This is a genomic window from Adlercreutzia murintestinalis, from assembly GCF_943192905.1.
Lineage (GTDB): Bacteria > Actinomycetota > Coriobacteriia > Coriobacteriales > Eggerthellaceae > Adlercreutzia_A > Adlercreutzia_A murintestinalis.
The window spans coordinates 36234-55302 of sequence record NZ_CALPCC010000017.1; the positions used below are offsets into that span (position 1 = coordinate 36234).

Here is a 19069-nt window from a genome sequence, read left to right on the forward strand (position 1 = left end):
GCTGCCGTGTGAGGAAATCGAATGAGCAAGGAACTGGAAGAGCTTGAGAGGCGCCTGTGCGATGCGCGCGGATTCTTACATGTGGAGAGCATACAAGAAGAGTTGGAAAATCTTGAAGCTCATATGGCCGATCCGTCCTTTTGGGATGATGCGGAGCGCGCCCAAGGCATCTCTAAGCGGGTAGCAGCGATAAAGGATACGCTTGCCGCATACGATGCGGCTGCAACCAAGCTCTCCGATGCCAAGGCTGCTTTGGAGTTGGCAGCAGAGGATGAGGCGTTCGCTGTTGAGGCCGAGGCAGATGCTGCCACGCTTGCGAATATGCTCGACGAACTTGAGGTGGAGTCGTGGTTCTCGGGTCGTTTCGATTCGGGCGATGCCATTCTTTCGGTCAACCCTGGATCCGGTGGCCTTGAAGCGCAGGATTGGACCGAGATGCTCTACCGCATGTACACTCGCTATGCCGAACAGCGCGGGTGGAAGGTGACGGTGCTCGATCTTGTGCCCGGGGAGGGCATCGGGCTTGATAAGGCCACCATCCAGATCGAAGGCAAGAACGCCTACGGCATGTTGCGGAGCGAGTCGGGCGTGCATCGCTTGGTGCGCATCTCTCCCACCGATGCGAAGAAGCGGCGCCATACCACCTTCGCCGGTATCGAGGTGATGCCGGTCATCGCTGACGATGTGGAGGTCGATCTGAATCCGGCCGACGTACGCGTCGATGTGTATCGCTCCAGCGGTCCGGGTGGCCAGTGCGTCAATACCACCGACTCGGCAGTGCGTCTCACGCATCTTCCTACGGGCATCGTGGTCACCTGTCAAAACGAGAAGAGCCAGCTTCAAAACAAGGAAGCCGCGTTTCGCGTGTTGCGCGCGAAGCTCTACGAACTCGAGGAGCAAAAGCGACAAGCTGAGATAGACGAGCTGCGCGGCGACCGTATGGACAACTCATTCGGCAGTCAGATACGCAATTATGTGCTGTATCCCTACCAGTTGGTCAAAGATGCGCGCACTGATATCGAGACGGGCAACGTGGATGCGGTGCTCGACGGTGATCTGGATGATTTCGTTCTCGGGTATCATAAGTGGCTGGCGGGAGCGGATCCTCAGGCGCGGTAGCACCAGTTCTGCCTTCTGCTATCATAAGACCATGTCTTATATTGAGCCGAGGGAGAAGCTATGCTCTTCGAGAACATTTCCATCCTTGATGAGAACCTCGAATACCGCGAGGGCGTCTTTGTTGGCATTGAGGACGCTACGATCGCCTACGTCGGCGATGCGGCCCCTGCTGATGCGGATCGTTTCGGACGTCGTATCGACGGGCGCGGGAAGCTGGCTATGCCAGCGCTGTACAATGCTCATGCCCATGCACCCATGACGCTTCTGCGCGGCTTCGCTGAGAATTTGCCGCTCGACCGATGGCTCAATGAGAAGTGCTGGCCCTTCGAGGCCAAGATGACGCCCGAGGACAACTACTGGGCCACCCTGTTAGCGTGCGCCGAAATGGCGCGCTATGGGGTGGTGTCGTTCAGCGATATGTACTATGCAACGCCTGAGCGGGCGCGCGCCGTCTGCGAAGCGGGCATGAAAGCGAACCTTTGCGAGGGGCTGATCGCCTTCGAGCCCAAACCGTATGCTGAATATCCCATCGCCGCTCAAAACGAGGAATACGTGCGCACGCTGCATGGGTCGGCTGATGGACGCATCCTGATCGATTACAACATCCACGCGGAATACACGTCGAATGAGCAGGTGTGTCGCGACATCGTAGCGCTGTTGCGCGAGAACGGCCTGCGGCTGCATCTTCACTTGAGCGAGACGAAAAAGGAAGTTGAGGAATGCCGCGAACGCCATGGCGGTCTCTCTCCGGTGGAATACTTCGATGCCTTGGGTGCCTTCGACGTGCCTTGTACCGCAGCCCATTGCGTGTGGCTCTCGGATGCCGATCTGGATATCCTTGATCGAAAGGGCGTGTTTGTTGCCAACAATCCTGTGTCGAACATGAAGCTGGGCAGCGGGTTCGCGCGCATCCCCGAGATGCTCGACCGCGGTATGAACGTGTGCGTTGGTTCAGATGGCATGGCATCGAACAACAACCATAATCTCTTCAGCGACCTGTACGTGATGGGATTGATCTATAAGGGGTATGCGCTTGACCCGGCGGCGGTCGATCCGCGTCAGGTGCTAGCGGCGGCAACGCGCATGGGTGCGCTCTCGCAAGGAAGGGCCGATTGCGGGGTGCTCGCCGAGGGCTATCGGGCAGACATCTGCGTGATGGATATCACCGGCCCGCAATGGTGCCCGCTTACGCAACCGCTCTACAACGTGGTGTTTGCCGGGGACGGCAGCGATGTGGTGTTGACGCTGAGCGATGGGCAGGTGGTCTACGAGCGCGGCACGTGGCCCCGTATCGATATCGAGCGAGCGCGGGCAGAAGTGCAGGCTCGCGCTGAGCGGATCATCGCTGAACTCTAGATATCCCGTTTCAGCGATCGCCGGTCGTGATGCGCTGCACCGTTTCACGTAACTCGGTGCGCGAGGTCGTTCCCGTTTTCTTGAAGATGGCGCTCAGATGGTGCTTGACCATGCTCTCTGAGATCATGCAGTCCTTCGCGATGTTCGGTGTGCTCTCTCCGTTGATCGCAGCAAGGGCAATGCACTGTTCCATGTCGGTCAAGGCGAAGGTGTTCAGCGCGATGCATTGGAGCTGATGGTAGAGCGCAACGATCTGCTGTGCGTTCGCGGTGTGCAGAACCTCTTCCAGGTGCTTGAGCTTCGCGATGCGCTCTTGCAGCGCTGCCTCGTCTTCGCCGGTGGTCGGCGCGCTTGGCGAGGCCGTCTTATGAGGGCCGTGCGAGAGGGGATCCGCGGTATCGGAGGGCTGGGCATGAACGTCGCATGCAGATGCTCTGCGCTGCGCGAACAGGGCGCCAAGCGCACCGAGCGCGGCAAGGGCTATCACGAATGCGCCCGCACCCAATTCCAGATGTATCTGATAGATGGCAGAGGGTAGCGGCGCAGCCGCGGTACGACGGAAGCGATCAAGCATGCTCAAGCACCTTTTCTCTCGGTAGGATCGGTCATGTTGTCGGAAGGTGCACCATCCGTTCGACGAAACGCCCGCTGTGTGGCGGGCGCTCGGTGCAAGGATACAACATAAGACCTCGTCTGCCTCCTTATTTCCGTGTGCGGTGCACCAGGTGCGCGCGCCGCTCTTCGCGCGTGCTGAGAGCGCGCGCATAATTATTCCCGCGTGCGTCCGTGCAGTGCCTTGCATGGGGTACACTGGAGGCAGAGGGATCCTGAGCGTACCGGTGCGCTGCATTGCATCGCGTGAGGTGCGCTTTCCGTTTAGGGAAGATGGAGGAAGAAATGGCAGCTCCTGCAACAGAGCACGTGCGCAACATCGTGTTGGTCGGCCAAGACGGCGCCGGAAAAACCTCGCTTGCTGAGGCCATGCTGTATGTGTCGGGGAAAACTCCCCGCATGGGCACAACGCATGATGGGAAGTCGTACCTCGATTACGACCCCGAAGAGATCAAGCGCAAGTTCACCATCAGCACCTCCATCGCTCCGATCCCGTTCAAGGATTACAAGATCAACGTGCTCGACACCTCGGGGCATCCGGATTTCATCGGCGATACGCTCGCCACCATGCAGGCAGCCGAGATGGCGCTGTTCGTGGTTGACGCTGTTGCTGGTCCGCAGGTGATGACCACGCGCCTCTGGCGCGAGGCGGAGAATATGCGTTTGTCGCGCGCGGTCTATATCAACCACATCGATCGCGAGAACGCCAACTTCGATGCGGCCATGGCGCTGTTGCATGCGCGTTTTGGATCGCGCCTGGGTGCGGTGACCATCCCCATGGGCGTCGATCGCGATTTCGAGGGTGTCATCGACGTCATTCGCATGAAGGCGCGCTACCACAAGGATGGCGGCGCCGACGAGACGGTGGAAGACATTCCGGATGAGTATCGGGAAGCTGCGCAGACCGCACGCGAGAAGCTGTGCGATCTGGTCGCCGAGGCCGATGACGATCTCATGATGAAATACCTTGACGGGGAAGAGCAGCTCACGCAAGAGGAATTGGAGTCGTTGCTTGACAAGGCCATCGCCCAGGAACTCTTTATCCCCGTATTCGTGGGCTCGACCATCGTGATGCAGGGCGTCGAGAGCCTGATGGAGGATATCTGCACCTATTTCCCGCATCCGCGCAGCCACGGTCGTTTCCGTCAGATGTCCGATGGTGTCACCATTCCGATCGATGAGACGAAGCGTCCTAGCGCGTTCGTGTTCAAGACGGTCAACGACCCGTTCGTGGGCCGCCTGAGCTTTCTCAAGGTGCTTTCCGGATACTTGGAGCCCGGTCTTGAACTCATCAATTCCCGTACGGGGAAAAAGGAGCGCCTTGGCAAGATCCAGGTGATGATGGGCAAGGAACCGGTTGATGTGAAGAGCGCAAAGGCGGGGGATATCGTCGTGGTGCCCAAGCTTTCCGAGACGCGCAACGGCGATACGCTCTCGGTTGAGGGTGATATCGCGATCGAGCCCCCCGTGCTGCCCGAGCCGCTCTATCCGGTTGCCATCGAGGCGGTCAACAAGAACGAAGAGGACAAGCTGGGCACGTTCTTGGCGCGCGCTGCCGAAGCTGATCCGACCATCCGCATTCGCCGCGACGACCAGACCCATCAAACCATCCTGTACGCTATGGGCGACACGCAGGTTGACATGTTGCTTTCGCGTATGCAGGAGCAGGCTGGTGTCGAGGCGAAGCTGGTAGCGGTGCGCATCCCGTATCGTGAAACCATTCGCAAGGTGGCCGAAGCGCAAGGGCGTCACAAGAAGCAAACGGGTGGTGCCGGGCAGTTCGGCGATTGCTGGTTGCGCATCGAGCCCAATCCGGATGGCGGCTACGAGTTCATCGACGAGATCAAGGGCGGGGTCATTCCGAACGGACTGATTCCGGCGGTTGACAAAGGCGTGCAGGAAGCCATGGCCGAGGGCTTCCTGGCAGGTTATCCCATGGTCGATATCAAGTGCGCCGTGTTCGATGGCTCCTATCATGCGGTCGACAGTAATGAGATGGCGTTCAAGACCGCTGCCCGCATCGGGTTCCGCGCAGCATGCGAGAAGGCGAATCCGGTGGTGCTTGAGCCTATGGCTACCATGGATGTGGCGGTGGAGGAAGAGTACGCCGGTGCGGTCATGGGAGATATCTCCACGCGGCGCGGACGCATCATCGGCACCGATGCGGGGGCTGCCGGTGAGACCGTCATCAAGGTGCGCGTGCCCTACGCCGAGGTGATCGGCTACACGAAGGATCTGCGTTCTCTGACGCGCGGGTCGGGCACGTACCGCATTCAGCTCGAGGGCTACGAGGAAGCACCGAGAGATGTGACCAAAAAGCTGATCGAGGAGTACGAAGCAGCCCGAGCGGCTGGCAACTAACGTATAATCGAGGGGCCGCGCAGAGGTGCGCGGTCCTTCGGTATATGAAGGGGAGAAGGGGGTCGACCGGGATCGGTCGAGAGGTATTTCTAGGGGATGATATGAAACCGTACAAGACCATTATCTACAGTTTCTTCGTGGGAGGCATGTTCGCGCTGATCGCGCAGGCCATCTTGGCCGTGTGGCAGGTCGTGCTCGCCGATACGCCCATGGCGTTCTTCATGGGCGGCGCTACGCTCGTGAGCATGGGCATCATCGGCTGCATCCTTGGCGGCTTGGCGTGCTATCAGTACGTCGAAGAGTGGGCCACCTTCGGTGCGCTGCTCCCGTTTTCCGGCTTCGCTATGGCGGTCGGCATGAAGGCGGTGGGCCCTTGGACCACCAAAAACGCCAAAGCGAGCAAATGCGTGATCGATGTCGTCTGGTTCGTGGTGTGGTTCAATCTTTTGTTCGCCGCCATCTGCATCGCCATCGGGTTTGTCTTCGGCATGCTCGGAATTGAACCGGCCTTTACCGTGGAGAAGACCACCGGTGCGCTGCTCTTCCCGTATGCGTTCCTCATCGGTGGTGCGCTCGCGGCGCTGTTCCAGTTGCTGTTCGTGGCCATCAAGGCCATCACGCCAAAGGTCACGCCGCTTCATATTCTGATGACGGCATGGATGTGCGGGGCCATCTTTGCGCCTCTGGGTGTTTCCGGCGCCCTTGCGAACTTCTCCGGAGAAGGCTTCTCGGTCATGATCACGGTCGGTGGATACAACATGTACAACGTTGGCTTCGATCTTGCTTTGGGTCATGTTGACGCGGCGCTTCTGCATCTCGGCTCGTTCGCGCTTGCTGTGTTCGGTCTGATGATCACCGCGCTGTTCACCTGGATCATCTACAACGCCGTGTTCGGTCGCAAGCCCATTCATCAGGTGCATGTGGAGAAGGCCCAGGCATCCATTGATGGTCTGACCAAGCATATGCCGCCTTCTGACAACATCGAAGGCTTCGACTATGAGGTCGATCCAGCTACGGTCGCGAAGGCTTAGAGCGCATGGGACGTACCTCCACCAAGAAGGCGAAGCTCCAGCAGCAGATAGATGAGCTTGAGCTGAAGAAGCGCAACGGCATGATGCGCTGCATCGTTGCGATCGTGTGCTTTATCGTGCTGATCGTGTTGAAGCTGACCCTTCAAGGGAGCGGTGTTGAATTCGTCAACACCGTGCAAGCCAATGGCGTATTCTTCGTTATCGCATTGGTTGCGGCGGGGTTTGCTGGTATCGGCAGCCGCGATTGGGCACGTGCTCGACGGGAGCAGGCTGCGTTGTTGCAGAAGCTTCATCGGTAGCGGTACGAACATACGGACATGATGACGAGCATCGGATATCCGGTGCTCGTTTTCTTTCTCGTAAGCAAAATGAAAGAGAACAAATGTTCTTTTTTGTGATATACTAGATTCAAATGCAGAGCCAGTGCAAGCGCATTCGCTACCCAAGGAATGCCCGAGCAGGCGTCGTGTTACCCTGCGACCCCATCCCACGCTTGCAAGTTCCTCGCAAACAAGGGTGAATGGAAGCGGGTGCAGTATGTCTTGTCGTGCCATCCATGTCCCATACCAGTTTTGCTGTGCTGGTGCTGATCCTCAGCCTTCCCAGATCCTCTCGGTGAAGGAAGTTCTCGCCTCGTGCTCTCCCGATACGCTCCTTCGGAGCGTTCTCGAAGACCATGTTGGCTGGCATGCGTCGATCGGTCTCATGCCGGGCGCTGCATGTCATGCCTTGCGCAACAAGGTGGCATCTTCTCTTGATCTGATGGCTTCTCTTGAGGCTGCTCCGGCACCCCGCGGTCTTTTCATCGTCCCGTGGCAGTGGTTCGCCACCCTTGATGAGCGGGGATGCTTTCGGAGAAGCATGGGGGCGGCACTCGTTGATCCCGATCGTATTTTTGCTGCTGAACATATCATCGCCATCGCTGAGAACAGGCAATGTTCAGTGGCAGAGGTAGCGCACTATCAAGCACTGCTTGGCGGTGCTGACCCGCTCGAAGCTCTCATGCTCAGCGGCGCATTGATCGAACTGGATGAACTAGCAGCGCTCTCGTGGCCATACATCTTGGGCATGAACGTATGGGTGCCAGATACTCTGACTACAGTAGAACGTCATGCTCTGGCCGCGCATATTTTCTGGACGATGACCTATCGGGGGTTTGGCGCCGTATCGCAAAGCGTGGAAGCAGATGGCGGAAGCGGGGAAGAGGAATGCTGGTCGCAGCCTGACGCAACGCATCTTGAGAAGCTCGATCGAATTATGGAAGCGCTGAATATTGATACCTGGATCGAATCGCTCACCGCTCTTAAGGCGGTAGCTGCCTTGATGGACGCGAAGACGCTTCCGGCCTCGGAGAGCTCAATATGGTCAGATTCAGCATAGTGTATCTCGGTGTCGCCTATGCTGCTATCATCGGATGTGGGGCAGCCGCAAGGTCAGAGGCCGCGCTCGCGCTCGGCCCTGTCAGCAAGCGTCGTGCGATCAGCAACAAGTTCGGCGAGGGGTGCAAGATAGGGCCGCTCGTGGTCTGACAGTCCTGTCGTCGCAATGCTCATCAGCTCATCTGCAAGCACCGATACCGGGCTTTGATAGACCGTTGCATGGTAGCCGCTTTGCATGAGCGCATCCTTGGCGCAGGCGCATGCGTCCGCATCAACGCCGTCGAAGAGAGAGTCGAGGGCATCAAGGGATGCATTGTTGTAGAAAAGCCCTTTGATGAGCGCGGTGTATGCGAGCACATAGGCAGCAGGCATGGCGTCTGCGGGGCGTATCTCAAGGTAGGTTTTCAGGCGCACATCATTAAAGAGCATAGATACTGCGTGCTCGACCGCGGGAACATCCATCAGCGTATCTGAGAAGATCTCTCCGAACGTTTTGGTTGTGAATCGTTCCCCGTGTGGCGTTTGCTCCACGATAGCGGGTGTGTCAAGGACATAGGCGGCGTACTCTTCCAAGGTGAACGCGCGGTCGAAGACCCCAGGAACAATGCCGCATCGATCGGGATCGCAGTGCTGCCATATCTTCGTGCGCACAAGCTGGTGGGTGCGTGGCTTCGTCTCAAAGACAGGTGCGTTATCGCATATCAGCGCGAAGAGCGGCGCGCACGCGCTTGTAAGACGTAGCTTGCGCAGGCAATCTTGCTCCGAATGATAATCGATGGATACTTGCGTTGACGCGCTGCCGCGCATCATGCAGACGCCGAACATGGAAAGAGCACCAAGGTACTCATTCATCATGGCATAGCGTCGCTTTGGGATCAGTTCAAGATCGATGGCACGGTGGTAGGGGTTATAGCCTGGGGTTTCCACGCGGATATCATGCGCTTCGCAAAGAGCGCGCAGATGCCCTTCAAACGCCGAGAGGTTCGCTGCCGCGTCATCGAGCGCGCGAAAAGGGCCAGCTGACAGCTCGAACTGTGCCGCAGGTTCAAGTGTGACGGTCCCTTGTCGGCCTGCCCTGCCAACAATAGTGGCCCCATCCATCATCGGCTCAGGGAAATCATCAGCGAAGGCCTCAAGCAATTGCTCTGCTCCGAAGTCGCCGTGGTAGGCCACCTGAGTTCCATCTTTGCGCGTGAGCGTATGCTCAAGCTCGATACCGACCGCCTGCGCAGTGTCCTTGATGCCTGAGCGGTAGAAATCCGCTATCGCTTTGATGTTCTGCGTTCGAGCGGGCTGCTCTACCATGCCCATCTGCTACCTCCCAGGGTATCCCTGTCTTGACAAACTCAAAAGATATGTGAGTATTGAATCCGATGAATATCGTAGCATGGAGTTTACGGTGTTCGGTCTTTGAACGTGAAACGAGGACGGACTGTGATGTTGGCGCTTGACGCATCTTACGCATCCACCGCTGCCATAGCGGTTCCTCGACGACGTCTTCAGCGCGGCGGCATCTGGTAGCAGTCGGCCTGCGTGCCTTTGCTCCTGTCGTTCGCGCGTTAATCTTTCCAATATCTCAGCCGCTTTCGTGCGGCTCTTTGTGTCTATCTTCTCGAAGAGAAAGAAGCTTGCATCATGAAAGAGAAAGCAATTCTTGCCTATAGCGGTGGTCTGGATACCAGCGTCTGCATCAAATGGCTCATCGAAGAATATGGAGTGGACGTTATCGCGGTAGCAGGAGACCTTGGTCAAGACCACGACGGTTTGGAGGCGGTGAAGGAGAAGGCGATCAAAAGCGGTGCGCTCGATTGTCTTGTGGTGGACATGCGTCAGACGTTTGCCGAGGAATACCTCTCATGCGCGCTTGCGGCTAACGCGATGTACGAGAACAAGTATCCGCTTGTGAGCGCTTTGTCGCGGCCGCTCATCTCCAAGCATCTGGTGGATGCGGCTCATCGGTTTGGCGCGCGCTATATCGCGCATGGTTGCACGGGCAAGGGCAATGACCAGGTCAGATTTGAAGCATCAATCCTCATGCTCGATCCGTCGCTTGAGATCATCTCTCCCGTGCGCGAGTGGGACCTCGGATCGCGCGAGGCGGAGATGGCGTGGGCTGCTGCGCATGGCATCGAAGTTCCCACCACTCAAGCATCGCCGTACTCCATCGATGACAATCTCTGGGGCCGTGCGATCGAGTGCGGCGTCTTGGAGGATCCGTGGGCTGAGCCGCCTTCAGACATCTACACGATGACCGTTGATCCTGCGTGCGCGCCCGATGCTCCCACGTATGTGGAGATTGCCTTTGAGTCGGGCGTTCCGGTTGCGCTAGATGGCACGCCCCTGCCGCTTCTTGACATCATCGGTACGCTCAATGGCATCGCTGGTGCCAATGGATATGGCCGTATCGACATGATCGAGAACAGGCTTGTGGGCGTGAAGAGTCGGGAGTGCTACGAGGTTCCCGCAGCGCTCGTGCTCATCAACGCGCACAAAGCGCTCGAAGACATGTGCCTTGAGCGCAGCGTATTGCACTACAAACTCGGCATCGAGCAGAGCTGGGCGGAGCAAGTCTACAACGGGCTGTGGTTCTCGCCGCTCAAGGAAGCTCTCGATGCGTTCATCGCCGATACGCAGCAGTGCGTGACCGGTACGGTGCGGGTGAAGTTGTACAAGGGCAGCTGCACAGTAGTGGGCCGCAAGAGCGCCTATTCGCTCTACGATCATGGCCTTGCCACCTATGATGCCTCTGATCAGTTCGATCATGCTGCCGCCAAGGGCTTCATCGATCTTCATGCGCTGCCTTGCAAGGTGTGGGCTCAAAACAGGATCGCGATGAACGCCCGCATGGATCAGTTCACGGCAGTGGACGAGACGGTTTGCCAGTTCGCGGACGGCGAATCGGATGTGGTGCGCGCTGCGGAAGTGGCCATGTACCAAGAGCAAGCGATGGAGGTGTGAGCAGTGGCGCTTTGGAGCGGTCGTTTCGAGGGCGGCCAAGACAGCTTCCTTCAGCAGTTCGGCGCATCGCTGCCGGTCGATCGACGCATGTACGTGCAGGATGTAGAAGGATCCATCGCACATGCCCGTATGCTTGCAGCTCAAGGCATCATCAGCAGCTCTGATGCGGAAGCAATCTGTGCGGGGCTTTCATCCATTCGCCACGATATCGCATGCGGAACTTTCATGTTCGATGAGGCCGATGAAGATATTCACATGGCTCTTGAAGCCGAACTGACGCGACGCATCGGCGATGCGGGCGCACGGCTGCATACCGCACGGAGTCGCAACGACCAAGTGGCAACCGATACGCGGCTTTTTGCCAAGACGCTCGCCCGCAACCTCATGGAGGCGGCGGGCAGCCTGCGTGAGGCCCTGATCGATCAGGCACAGCAGCACATGCATACCATCATGCCTGGCTATACGCATATGCAGCACGCACAGCCCGTGCTTCTCTCACATCATTTCTTGGCCTATTCGTGGATGCTCGCCCGCGACCATACGCGTCTTATGGCCGCATTTTGCGCGGCTGACTGCTGCCCGCTTGGCTCAGCGGCGCTTGCGGGCACCTCATGGCCGATCGACCGCGAAGCAACGGCGCACTCCTTGGGATTCGCCGCGTGCACTGAAAACTCCCTTGATGCCGTGTCCGATCGCGATTTCCTGCTCGACCTGCTCCATGCCTGCACGGTCATGGCGGTGCATCTGAGTCGCCTTTGCGAAGAACTGATTTTGTGGTCAACCTCGGAGTTCGGCTTCGTGACGCTCTCCGATGCCTATTCCACCGGTTCATCGATCATGCCGCAGAAGAAGAACCCCGATTTCGCCGAGCTGATTCGCGGCAAGACGGGGCGCGTTGTGGGGGATATGGTCTCGTTGCTGGTCACGCTCAAGGGGCTGCCGCTTGCGTATAACAAGGATATGCAAGAGGACAAATCGTGCGCCTTCGATGCGGCCGATACGCTGCTCGATTGCCTGAGATGCGCTACCGGTATGGTATCCACTATGACGGTGCACGCCGATGCTATGCGCGCTGCTGTCGAGACGGGCTATCTTGCGGCAACCGATGTGGCCGATTACCTCGCGAAGAAGGGCATGCCGTTTCGGCAAGCTCACGAGGTGGTGGGGCGCTTGGTGCTGCTGTGCGACAAGCGCGGCTGCGAACTGAAGGACCTGACGCTTGAGGATCTTCGCGCTCAAAGTGATCTCTTCGAGGCCGATGTGGTTTCGTGTCTGAGTATCGAATCCATCGTGGATGCGCGCGTGTCGCAGGGAGGCACGGCGCCTGCGGCGGTGACAGAGCAGCTCGAGTGCGCCAAACAGGCGCTCGTGCGCGATAGGGAGGCGTATGCGGACGATCAGGGTCCTTTGGGCGCAATAACGGATTTACTATGATGGAACACCACGGCTCTTGACCGGATGCTAGAATGTTGCGAAACCGCGAGAAGGAGCATGAGTGACATCACGCGCCGTTAAGAAACGCCACAATATCAAGAAGAAGAACGGCAAGGTGATCGCGCTTTCTGTGCTGGCGATCATCGCCGCCGTCACGCTATCCTGCGTTATCGGGGTATCTGCCCTGGCCAATACCTGGCTCGAGGATCTCCCTGACTATACCGATTCAGACGCCTTCAACACCTCAGCAACTTCGGTCGTGTACGCCTCCGACGGGCAGACCGTGCTCGCCGAGTTCCAACTGGAGAACCGCTATCCGGTGGAGGCGGATGCCATCACCGACTATGTCAAGCACGGCACCGTTGCCACGGAGGACGAGCGCTTCTACACGCATAACGGCTTCGACACCATGGGCACTGCCCGCGCGTTGGTGAACAACATCACCGGTGGTGCGCTCGAGGGCGGCTCCACCATCACTCAGCAGCTGGTCCGCAATACCATCCTCTCGGAAGAGATGACCGACATCTCGTTCAAGCGCAAGCTGCGCGAGGTCTACATCGCCTTGAAGATGGAAGAGCTCTATGACAAAGACCAGATCCTGCTCATGTATCTGAACACCATCAATTACGGGTCGGGCGCCTACGGTATTGAAGCTGCCGCACACCGGTACTTCTCGAAGAGCGCCGCCGACCTTACCTTGGCCGAGTCGGCCACGCTCGTGGGCATTCCTCAGTCTCCCACGTACAACAACCCCATCAACAGTCCTTCTAACTGCGTTGCTCGGCGCAACCTGGTTTTGGACCGCATGACCTCGAACGGCTATATCACGCAAGAAGAGGCCGATGCGGCCAAGGCGGAGGAGCTGGTTCTCAATCCTACCGAGTTCTCCATGACCGGTATCAAGCAGTACCCGTATTTCACCAGCTACGTGCGCAATCAGCTTCAGAACACCGATGGGAAGTATGCGTTCAGCACCGCCGACCTGTTCTCAGGCGGCCTCGAGATCATCACCACGCTTGACGTGGATGCTCAGGTGGCAGCTGAGGCGGCGGCACGTGACAAAGCGCAGCAGGCCGGTAGCGATTTCGAGGTGGCTATGGTGGCGACCGAGCCTGATACGGGCTATATTCGCGCCATGGTAGGCGGTAATAACGAGACCTACGATGTCGAGCAGGTCAACATGGCCACCGGCGAGGGTGGTTCGGGGCGTCAGCCCGGCTCTTCTTTCAAGACGTTCACGCTGGTTGCAGCGCTTGAGGCGGGTATCGACCCGTCGACCACCATTGATGCGGGCCAGAACTACGAGGTGGAAGGTACCGACCAGATCGTTCACAACAGTGGTAACAAGGACTACGGCACGCGTCCCATCTCATCGGCGTTCGCAGTATCCTCGAATACCGCCTTCATGCGACTGATCATGTCGGTGGGGGTCGATAAGGTCATCGATGTGGCCCATCGCATGGGCATCAATTCCAACCTCCAGGAAGTCGGCGGTCTCACTTTGGGCATTTCTTCGGTCAACCCGCTTGAGATGTCGAACGCTTACGCAACGATCGCCAATGGTGGCAAGCACTACGATCCTGAATGCATCTTGCAGATCAAAGACCGCAAGGGCAATGTGATCGTTGATAATTCCAACCCGGAAGGCGAGCAGGTCATTGACGAAGAAGTGGCCGTTGCTGCTCTCGAGGTCATGGAAGGCGTTATCTCGGGCGGTACGGGCACGGCGGCTCGCCTGGCGACAAGTCAGCCGGTAGCCGGTAAGACTGGCACCACCGAGACCAATAAAGACAGCTGGTTCGTGGGCATCACGCCGCAGATGTCGGTTGCCATTTGGCTGGGCGATCGCGCCGCTACCTACGACGAGGCCCGTCCTGTCTACGCTACGGCCGCGAGCGCGTTCCCCGCATTCATGAACGTCATCTTGCGGGGGCAAGAGATCCGTCCTTGGCCTACTGCGGCAGAGCCCGAATACCAAGAGGACTACGTTGACGAGAAGAACCACATCGGCAAGGGTTCATGGTCGCATAACGAAGAGCGCAAGCGTCGCGAGGAAACAGAAGAGGAAGAGCGCCGCAAGCGCGAAGAGGAAGAGGCGGCTCGCCAGCCCGCGTCATCGTCCTCATCGGCTGCGACGACGGCAAAACCCGCTCCGGAGGGTTCCGCATCAAGTAGCGCGGGCACCAGTTCTGGCAATAACGGAGGTGCCACAGCGCCGCCGGGAACGCAGTCGTAGGAGAGCCGTATCCTTTGGCGGAAGCGGTTGCAGTATAATCGCATACAATACCTTCGATCCTGACAGGAGAGATACATGACGCGCTCCATCCGCCTTCTCGGTGTTACGCTCTGCGCGGCGGTCTTCGCTTTGATGCTCGCTGCATGCACTCCACCACAAGCAACGAGCAGCCAAGATGACAACGTGTCCGCCAATCGGCAGTACATGTCGGCGCTCAGCCAGATGTCCGACGATCTCGCTGCGAAGCTTCAGGGTTTTTCCGAGGCGGCCTCGCGCAACGATACCGTGAGCATGCGCACTCAGGCGGACAACGCGTTTCAAGTGATCGAGCAGATGCGTCAAGAGGATGCTCCCGACGATCTGAAAGAGTTGCGCGATGGCTATATGGAGGCATGCGATGAGCTCGCGGATGCCTTGACCTCCTATCTTGAGCTCTACGACGATGCTGCAGGGTCGTCTCCTTTGAGTCGCGATGCATATGCAGCGCGCGTCAAGGAGATCCAAGATACCTACGATGAGGCCATCTCGAAGCTGTCCGATACGGATCAGAAAGCCACTGAACTTCAAAAATGACGATGCTCGAATTGCTCAGTCCTGCCGGTGATGCCGACGCGCTCAATGCTGCGGTTCGCGGGGGCGCCGATGCGGTCTACCTTGGTCTCGGTTCGTTCAACGCACGCCGCAACGCAGATAACTTCACTGCCGAGTCGCTGCGTGACGCCTGTGATTACGCCCACCTGCGCGGCGCGCGCGTCTATGTGACTCTTAATACGGTTGTCTTACCCGATGAGGTTGATGCGGCTCTGACCTGCGCCGATACCGCTTTTACAGCTGGTGCTGATGCGCTCATTGTGCAGGATATCGGAATCGCCCAGCGTCTCGCTGATGCGTTCCCGTCCTGTCCGGTGCATCTATCCACGCAAGCGAACATACATGATAGCTGGGGAGTCGAAGCGGCTGCGCTGCTCGGAGTTGAGCGCATCACGTTGGCGCGTGAGCTCTCTTTGGAAGAGGTCGCGCAGATCAGCCGCTGCGCCGCCCGCCATGGCATCCAAACGGAGGCATTTGTGCACGGGGCGCTGTGCGTCTGCTATTCGGGTCAGTGTCTAATGTCCTCCCTGATCGGTCAGCGTTCAGCCAATCGTGGGCTGTGTGCTCAGGCGTGCCGCCTTCCATATGCCTTGCTCTGTAACGAACAAGATGTCGCATCCGTTGAAGGGGAGTTTCTGCTGTCACCGAAAGACCTCTGTGGCATTGATCTGATCCCTCAACTGGTGGATGCGGGCGTGACTTCCTTCAAGATCGAGGGCCGTATGAAGTCTGCGGAATACGTGCATACGGTCACCAAGGTATACCGCCGGGCTCTCGATGCTTTGCTGGAAGGACAAGCTACGGTTGACCCAGCTGATCATCGCGCTCTCTCATCGGCGTTTAGCCGCGGGTTTACCACCGCATATGCAGAAGGTGACCGCTCGAATGCCATCATGAGCTATCAGCGCCCTAACAATCGGGGGTTGTTCATCGGGCGCGTCAGTTCGATCGAGAAGGGCTCGGCTGTCGTTGTGTGTGAAGAGCCGCTGGTAGCTGGCGATGTCGTAGAGTTTTGGACGGGCAAGGGAAGGGCTGCTGTGCAGGTTCCTGATGGATTCATCATGCAGGGACGCACGGCGCATATTCCGCTCGGCGATAAGGGGTCTTCGGTGCATGCGACCGATCGCATGTTCCGCGTACGCAGCGCTGCCACCGCGTTCACGCCCGATTCGCTTGAGCCGCGCGTGCCGCTCGATTGCACCGCGCGTGCGGTTATCGGGGAGCCACTGGCGGTGGCTTTTGAAGTTCCGCGTGCGCAGCGGGCTGATGAAACGCCGGTCGAACACGCTCTTGTCAGGCGTCTCCACGACGAATATCCTGCGGATCGCTTGCGCTCTGAGGCGTGCGGGCAGCTGGTGCAGGCGGCGCGCTCGAAGGAACTGACGGAAGAAGATATGCGGACGCATATCGGGCGCATGGGTCAAACTCCGTTCCGATTGGTTTCTTTGCGAGCTGACCTGGGTGCGGGGGGAGCCGGTATGGGTTTCTCCGAGCTGCATCATGTGCGCGCGGATGCGCTTGATGACTTGCGCAACGCTATTTTGGCGGACTATCGCCAGCGTCCGTCGCGCAGGGCCGATCGAGATGTTCCAGAAGCGGATCGCCCTGCGTGCGACCCGTCGGTCTGTGCGCTCGTCACCAATCCTGAGTGCGCACGGGCAGCTAAGCGTGCTGGCGCTGCTACGCTGTATGTGCCTGCGTTGGACTATCGGCGCGGTCAGGCGAGCATGGAAGGGGCTTTGTTGCCCGAGGTGTCCCAGTCTGCGTATCCGCATGGGTGCATTATGCAGATGCCGGCGATCTGCCACGATGCGGTTGGGGCGTCGCGCGAAGCGCAGGTGGGCGCCGACCCGTGGGAGTATGCCCAAGCGAACAAACCGGTGCTGGTGGAGAGCTTCGGTGCTCTGGTGCGCGCGACAGCGCTCGGTGCTGTTCCCGAGGTTGGCTCCGAGCTGCCCATCACCAATGCGCTTTCCCTTCATCTGGCGGCCCGTATGGGGGCGGCACGCGCGTGGCTCTCTCCTGAGCTCACCATCCATCAGATCGAAGACCTTGCAGCAACGAGTCCGCTGCCGTTGGGCATCAAGGTCTCAGGCGCGCTTCAGCTCATGGTCACCGAGCACTGTCCCCTCATGGCGCTGGGGCCCTGCAACGAACAGTGCGATTCTTGTGCGCGCCGAAAGAAGCGGTATTACCTGCGCGACCGCAAAGAGTATCGGTTCCCTGTTTTTTCGGACGCGCTCGGACGCGGCCACATCTTCAACAGCGTGCCGCTTGACGTGGTACCGGCGCTCCCTCATCTGCTGGATGTGGGCGTGAGCGCCTTCATGGTGGACGCGACGCTGCTTGACCCTGAGCGAACGGCTCAGGCAGTGGGGCGCGCGGTCCATGCGCTACGAAGCGCCCAGGAAGGGCGGCCCGCCGAGCCGAAGCTCCCGCACACCACCAGCGGCCACCTGTTCCGCGGTGTTGTATAATCCCCTGAGTTTCTTACGGAAGAAGGGGGATGCGGGATGATCTCGCCCGAAGACCAACTCCATGTCATACGTTCAGGGGCGGCGCAGATCGTTCCTGAGGATGCTCTGCTCAAAAAACTCCAGCGCGGCGTTCCTCTGAATATAAAACTGGGAGTGGATCCCACGGCGCCCGATATTCATCTGGGGCATGCGGTGCCACTGCGCAAGCTTCGCCAATTTCAAGACTTGGGGCACGAAGTGACGCTCATCATCGGTGATGGCACGGCGCTCATCGGCGATCCATCGGGCCGCAACTCGACGCGTCCGCAGCTTACGCGCGCAGAGATACAGGTAAACGCGCAAACCTATGTCGATCAAGCGTTCAAGGTGCTCGACCCCGCAAAGACGACGTTGCGCTACAACTCCGAATGGATACTCGACCTCGATATGGAAGGGTTGTTGAAGCTGCTCGCCAATTTCACGGTCGCGCGCATCCTTGAGCGAGACGACTTCCATAACCGCTACACGTCCGGACAGCCCATCAGTCTGCACGAATTCCTCTATCCTGTCATGCAGGCCTACGACTCGGTGGTCATCAAGGCCGACGTGGAACTTGGTGGCACCGATCAACTGTTCAATCTGCTGGCAGGCCGCGAGCTCATGGAGAAGATGGGCATGGAGGCGCAGGTCTGCTTGACGCTGCCGCTGCTCGAGGGCACCGACGGCGTGCGCAAGATGTCCAAGAGTTATGGCAACTACATCGGTCTGACGGATGCGCCCGAGGATATGTTCGGTAAGACCATGTCCATCCCCGACGAGCTGATGGTGAAGTACTATCGGCTTGCCTCTACGGAGACCGTCGAGGATATTGACGCCATCGAAGAGGGGCTGGCCGCAGGCACGCTGCATCCTAACAAGGCGAAGCGGCAGCTCGCGCGCAATATCGTAGCGGCGTATTATGACGATGAAGCCGCTCTGGCAGCAGAGGCGCATTTCGATCGGGTGTTCAAGGCGCACGAGGTGCCTGAGGATGTTCCAACGTTCACGGGCGATCTTCCCCTCAACGACGAAGGGCACGTCTATCTGCCCGGCTTGCTCAACCAGGCCGGATTGGCAGCCAGTGCAGGAGAAGCGCGCCGTCTGATTGACGGTGGTGGCGTGAAGGTCAACGATGTTGCCGTGCCTGCGAAGACCTACCATCTTCCTCCTTCAGATATCAGAGAAGCCGTCATCAAGGTGGGGAAGAGAAAGTTTTTGAAAATTTCTTAACTTTTTCCTTGACGAGACGTTTTCTTCCTGATAATGTTTATCGACGCGCCTGTGAGGGGCGCACACGGGCACCAAACGCCCGGCACCTTGATAACCGGATACTGTGGATGGGATCGCAGAGGGCCTTTGCAATGCAGGAGCCGACGCGATCCAGACAGCGAACAAAAACAAGGATCCACATCGCTGATCTGTTCGTATACGAACAGATCAGCACCTGATCAATTACTTGAACTTTTGGACTCAAATGAGAGTCCAGGATTCGAACGG

Annotated in this window: 14 protein-coding genes; 12 read left to right on the forward strand and 2 right to left on the reverse strand. The window is 58.5% G+C overall.

Features of this window, described 5'->3' with window-relative positions; genetic code table 11:
* The first annotated feature begins 21 nt into the window (after positions 1-21).
* Together prfB and NFR19_RS06735 are read left to right on the forward strand one after the other, a co-directional pair.
* On the forward strand, positions 22-1119 hold the full coding sequence (gene prfB / locus NFR19_RS06730) for a peptide chain release factor 2 (RefSeq protein WP_251213023.1): 1098 nt from the start codon (positions 22-24) through the stop codon (positions 1117-1119).
* Between the two features lie 60 nt (positions 1120-1179).
* Positions 1180-2475: an amidohydrolase gene (locus NFR19_RS06735; protein WP_251213024.1), complete on the forward strand. Its 1296-nt coding sequence runs from the start codon at positions 1180-1182 to the stop codon at positions 2473-2475.
* A 10-nt stretch (positions 2476-2485) separates the two neighbouring features.
* Here NFR19_RS06735 and NFR19_RS06740 read toward each other — a convergent pair whose 3' ends face one another.
* Complete coding sequence (locus tag NFR19_RS06740; protein WP_251213025.1) at positions 2486-3049, reverse strand: LuxR C-terminal-related transcriptional regulator; 564 nt, start codon at positions 3047-3049, stop codon at positions 2486-2488.
* A 323-nt stretch (positions 3050-3372) separates the two neighbouring features.
* Here NFR19_RS06740 and NFR19_RS06745 point away from each other — a divergent pair, with 323 nt between their 5' ends.
* From NFR19_RS06745 to NFR19_RS06760, 4 genes are all read left to right on the forward strand, one after another.
* Positions 3373-5448 carry an elongation factor G gene (locus tag NFR19_RS06745; protein WP_251213026.1) on the forward strand — a complete coding sequence of 692 codons (2076 nt, stop codon included), beginning with the start codon at positions 3373-3375 and terminating at the stop codon, positions 5446-5448.
* A 101-nt stretch (positions 5449-5549) separates the two neighbouring features.
* Complete coding sequence (locus NFR19_RS06750; protein WP_251213027.1) at positions 5550-6479, forward strand: SpoVA/SpoVAEb family sporulation membrane protein; 930 nt, start codon at positions 5550-5552, stop codon at positions 6477-6479.
* A gap of 5 nt (positions 6480-6484) precedes the next feature.
* A complete protein-coding gene (locus NFR19_RS06755; protein ID WP_251213028.1) occupies positions 6485-6778 on the forward strand; it encodes a hypothetical protein in 294 nt (97 codons plus the stop codon).
* Between the two features lie 406 nt (positions 6779-7184).
* Positions 7185-7859 (forward strand): hypothetical protein, encoded by a 675-nt coding sequence (locus NFR19_RS06760; RefSeq protein WP_251213029.1) that lies wholly within the window; start codon positions 7185-7187, stop codon positions 7857-7859.
* Between the two features lie 53 nt (positions 7860-7912).
* On the opposite strand, the gene NFR19_RS06765 is transcribed toward NFR19_RS06760, so the two are convergent.
* The gene (locus tag NFR19_RS06765; protein ID WP_251213030.1) at positions 7913-9169 is read right to left on the reverse strand and encodes a glutamate-cysteine ligase family protein; all 1257 of its coding nucleotides are present in this window, start codon (positions 9167-9169) and stop codon (positions 7913-7915) included.
* A 324-nt stretch (positions 9170-9493) separates the two neighbouring features.
* Here NFR19_RS06765 and NFR19_RS06770 point away from each other — a divergent pair, with 324 nt between their 5' ends.
* From NFR19_RS06770 to tyrS, 6 genes are all read left to right on the forward strand, one after another.
* Positions 9494-10816 (forward strand): argininosuccinate synthase, encoded by a 1323-nt coding sequence (locus NFR19_RS06770; protein ID WP_285813465.1) that lies wholly within the window; start codon positions 9494-9496, stop codon positions 10814-10816.
* A gap of 3 nt (positions 10817-10819) precedes the next feature.
* Positions 10820-12250, forward strand: coding sequence for an argininosuccinate lyase (argH, locus tag NFR19_RS06775; protein WP_251213031.1), 1431 nt, complete (start codon positions 10820-10822; stop codon positions 12248-12250).
* Positions 12251-12311: 61 nt separating this feature from the next.
* Complete coding sequence (locus NFR19_RS06780) at positions 12312-14486, forward strand: transglycosylase domain-containing protein (RefSeq protein ID WP_251213032.1); 2175 nt, start codon at positions 12312-12314, stop codon at positions 14484-14486.
* Positions 14487-14561: 75 nt separating this feature from the next.
* Complete coding sequence (locus NFR19_RS06785; RefSeq protein ID WP_251213033.1) at positions 14562-15059, forward strand: hypothetical protein; 498 nt, start codon at positions 14562-14564, stop codon at positions 15057-15059.
* Positions 15056-17554 carry a U32 family peptidase gene (locus NFR19_RS06790; RefSeq protein ID WP_251213034.1) on the forward strand — a complete coding sequence of 833 codons (2499 nt, stop codon included), beginning with the start codon at positions 15056-15058 and terminating at the stop codon, positions 17552-17554. Before NFR19_RS06785 ends, NFR19_RS06790 begins: the two co-directional genes overlap by 4 nt.
* A 36-nt stretch (positions 17555-17590) precedes the next feature.
* Positions 17591-18802, forward strand: coding sequence for a tyrosine--tRNA ligase (tyrS, locus tag NFR19_RS06795; RefSeq protein WP_251213035.1), 1212 nt, complete (start codon positions 17591-17593; stop codon positions 18800-18802).
* Positions 18803-19069 lie beyond the last annotated feature (267 nt).

What these genes read in the sequence shown, in the direction of transcription:
- prfB (WP_251213023.1), top strand. Translation starts at nt 22, where the DNA reads ATGAGCAAGGAACTGGAAGAGCTTGAGAGGCGCCTGTGCGATGCGCGC.
- NFR19_RS06735 (WP_251213024.1), top strand. Translation starts at nt 1,180, where the DNA reads ATGCTCTTCGAGAACATTTCCATCCTTGATGAGAACCTCGAATACCGC.
- NFR19_RS06740 (WP_251213025.1), bottom strand. Translation starts at nt 3,049, where the DNA reads ATGCTTGATCGCTTCCGTCGTACCGCGGCTGCGCCGCTACCCTCTGCC.
- NFR19_RS06745 (WP_251213026.1), top strand. Translation starts at nt 3,373, where the DNA reads ATGGCAGCTCCTGCAACAGAGCACGTGCGCAACATCGTGTTGGTCGGC.
- NFR19_RS06750 (WP_251213027.1), top strand. Translation starts at nt 5,550, where the DNA reads ATGAAACCGTACAAGACCATTATCTACAGTTTCTTCGTGGGAGGCATG.
- NFR19_RS06755 (WP_251213028.1), top strand. Translation starts at nt 6,485, where the DNA reads ATGGGACGTACCTCCACCAAGAAGGCGAAGCTCCAGCAGCAGATAGAT.
- NFR19_RS06760 (WP_251213029.1), top strand. Translation starts at nt 7,185, where the DNA reads ATGCCGGGCGCTGCATGTCATGCCTTGCGCAACAAGGTGGCATCTTCT.
- NFR19_RS06765 (WP_251213030.1), bottom strand. Translation starts at nt 9,169, where the DNA reads ATGGGCATGGTAGAGCAGCCCGCTCGAACGCAGAACATCAAAGCGATA.
- NFR19_RS06770 (WP_285813465.1), top strand. Translation starts at nt 9,494, where the DNA reads ATGAAAGAGAAAGCAATTCTTGCCTATAGCGGTGGTCTGGATACCAGC.
- NFR19_RS06785 (WP_251213033.1), top strand. Translation starts at nt 14,562, where the DNA reads ATGACGCGCTCCATCCGCCTTCTCGGTGTTACGCTCTGCGCGGCGGTC.
- NFR19_RS06790 (WP_251213034.1), top strand. Translation starts at nt 15,056, where the DNA reads ATGACGATGCTCGAATTGCTCAGTCCTGCCGGTGATGCCGACGCGCTC.
- tyrS (WP_251213035.1), top strand. Translation starts at nt 17,591, where the DNA reads ATGATCTCGCCCGAAGACCAACTCCATGTCATACGTTCAGGGGCGGCG.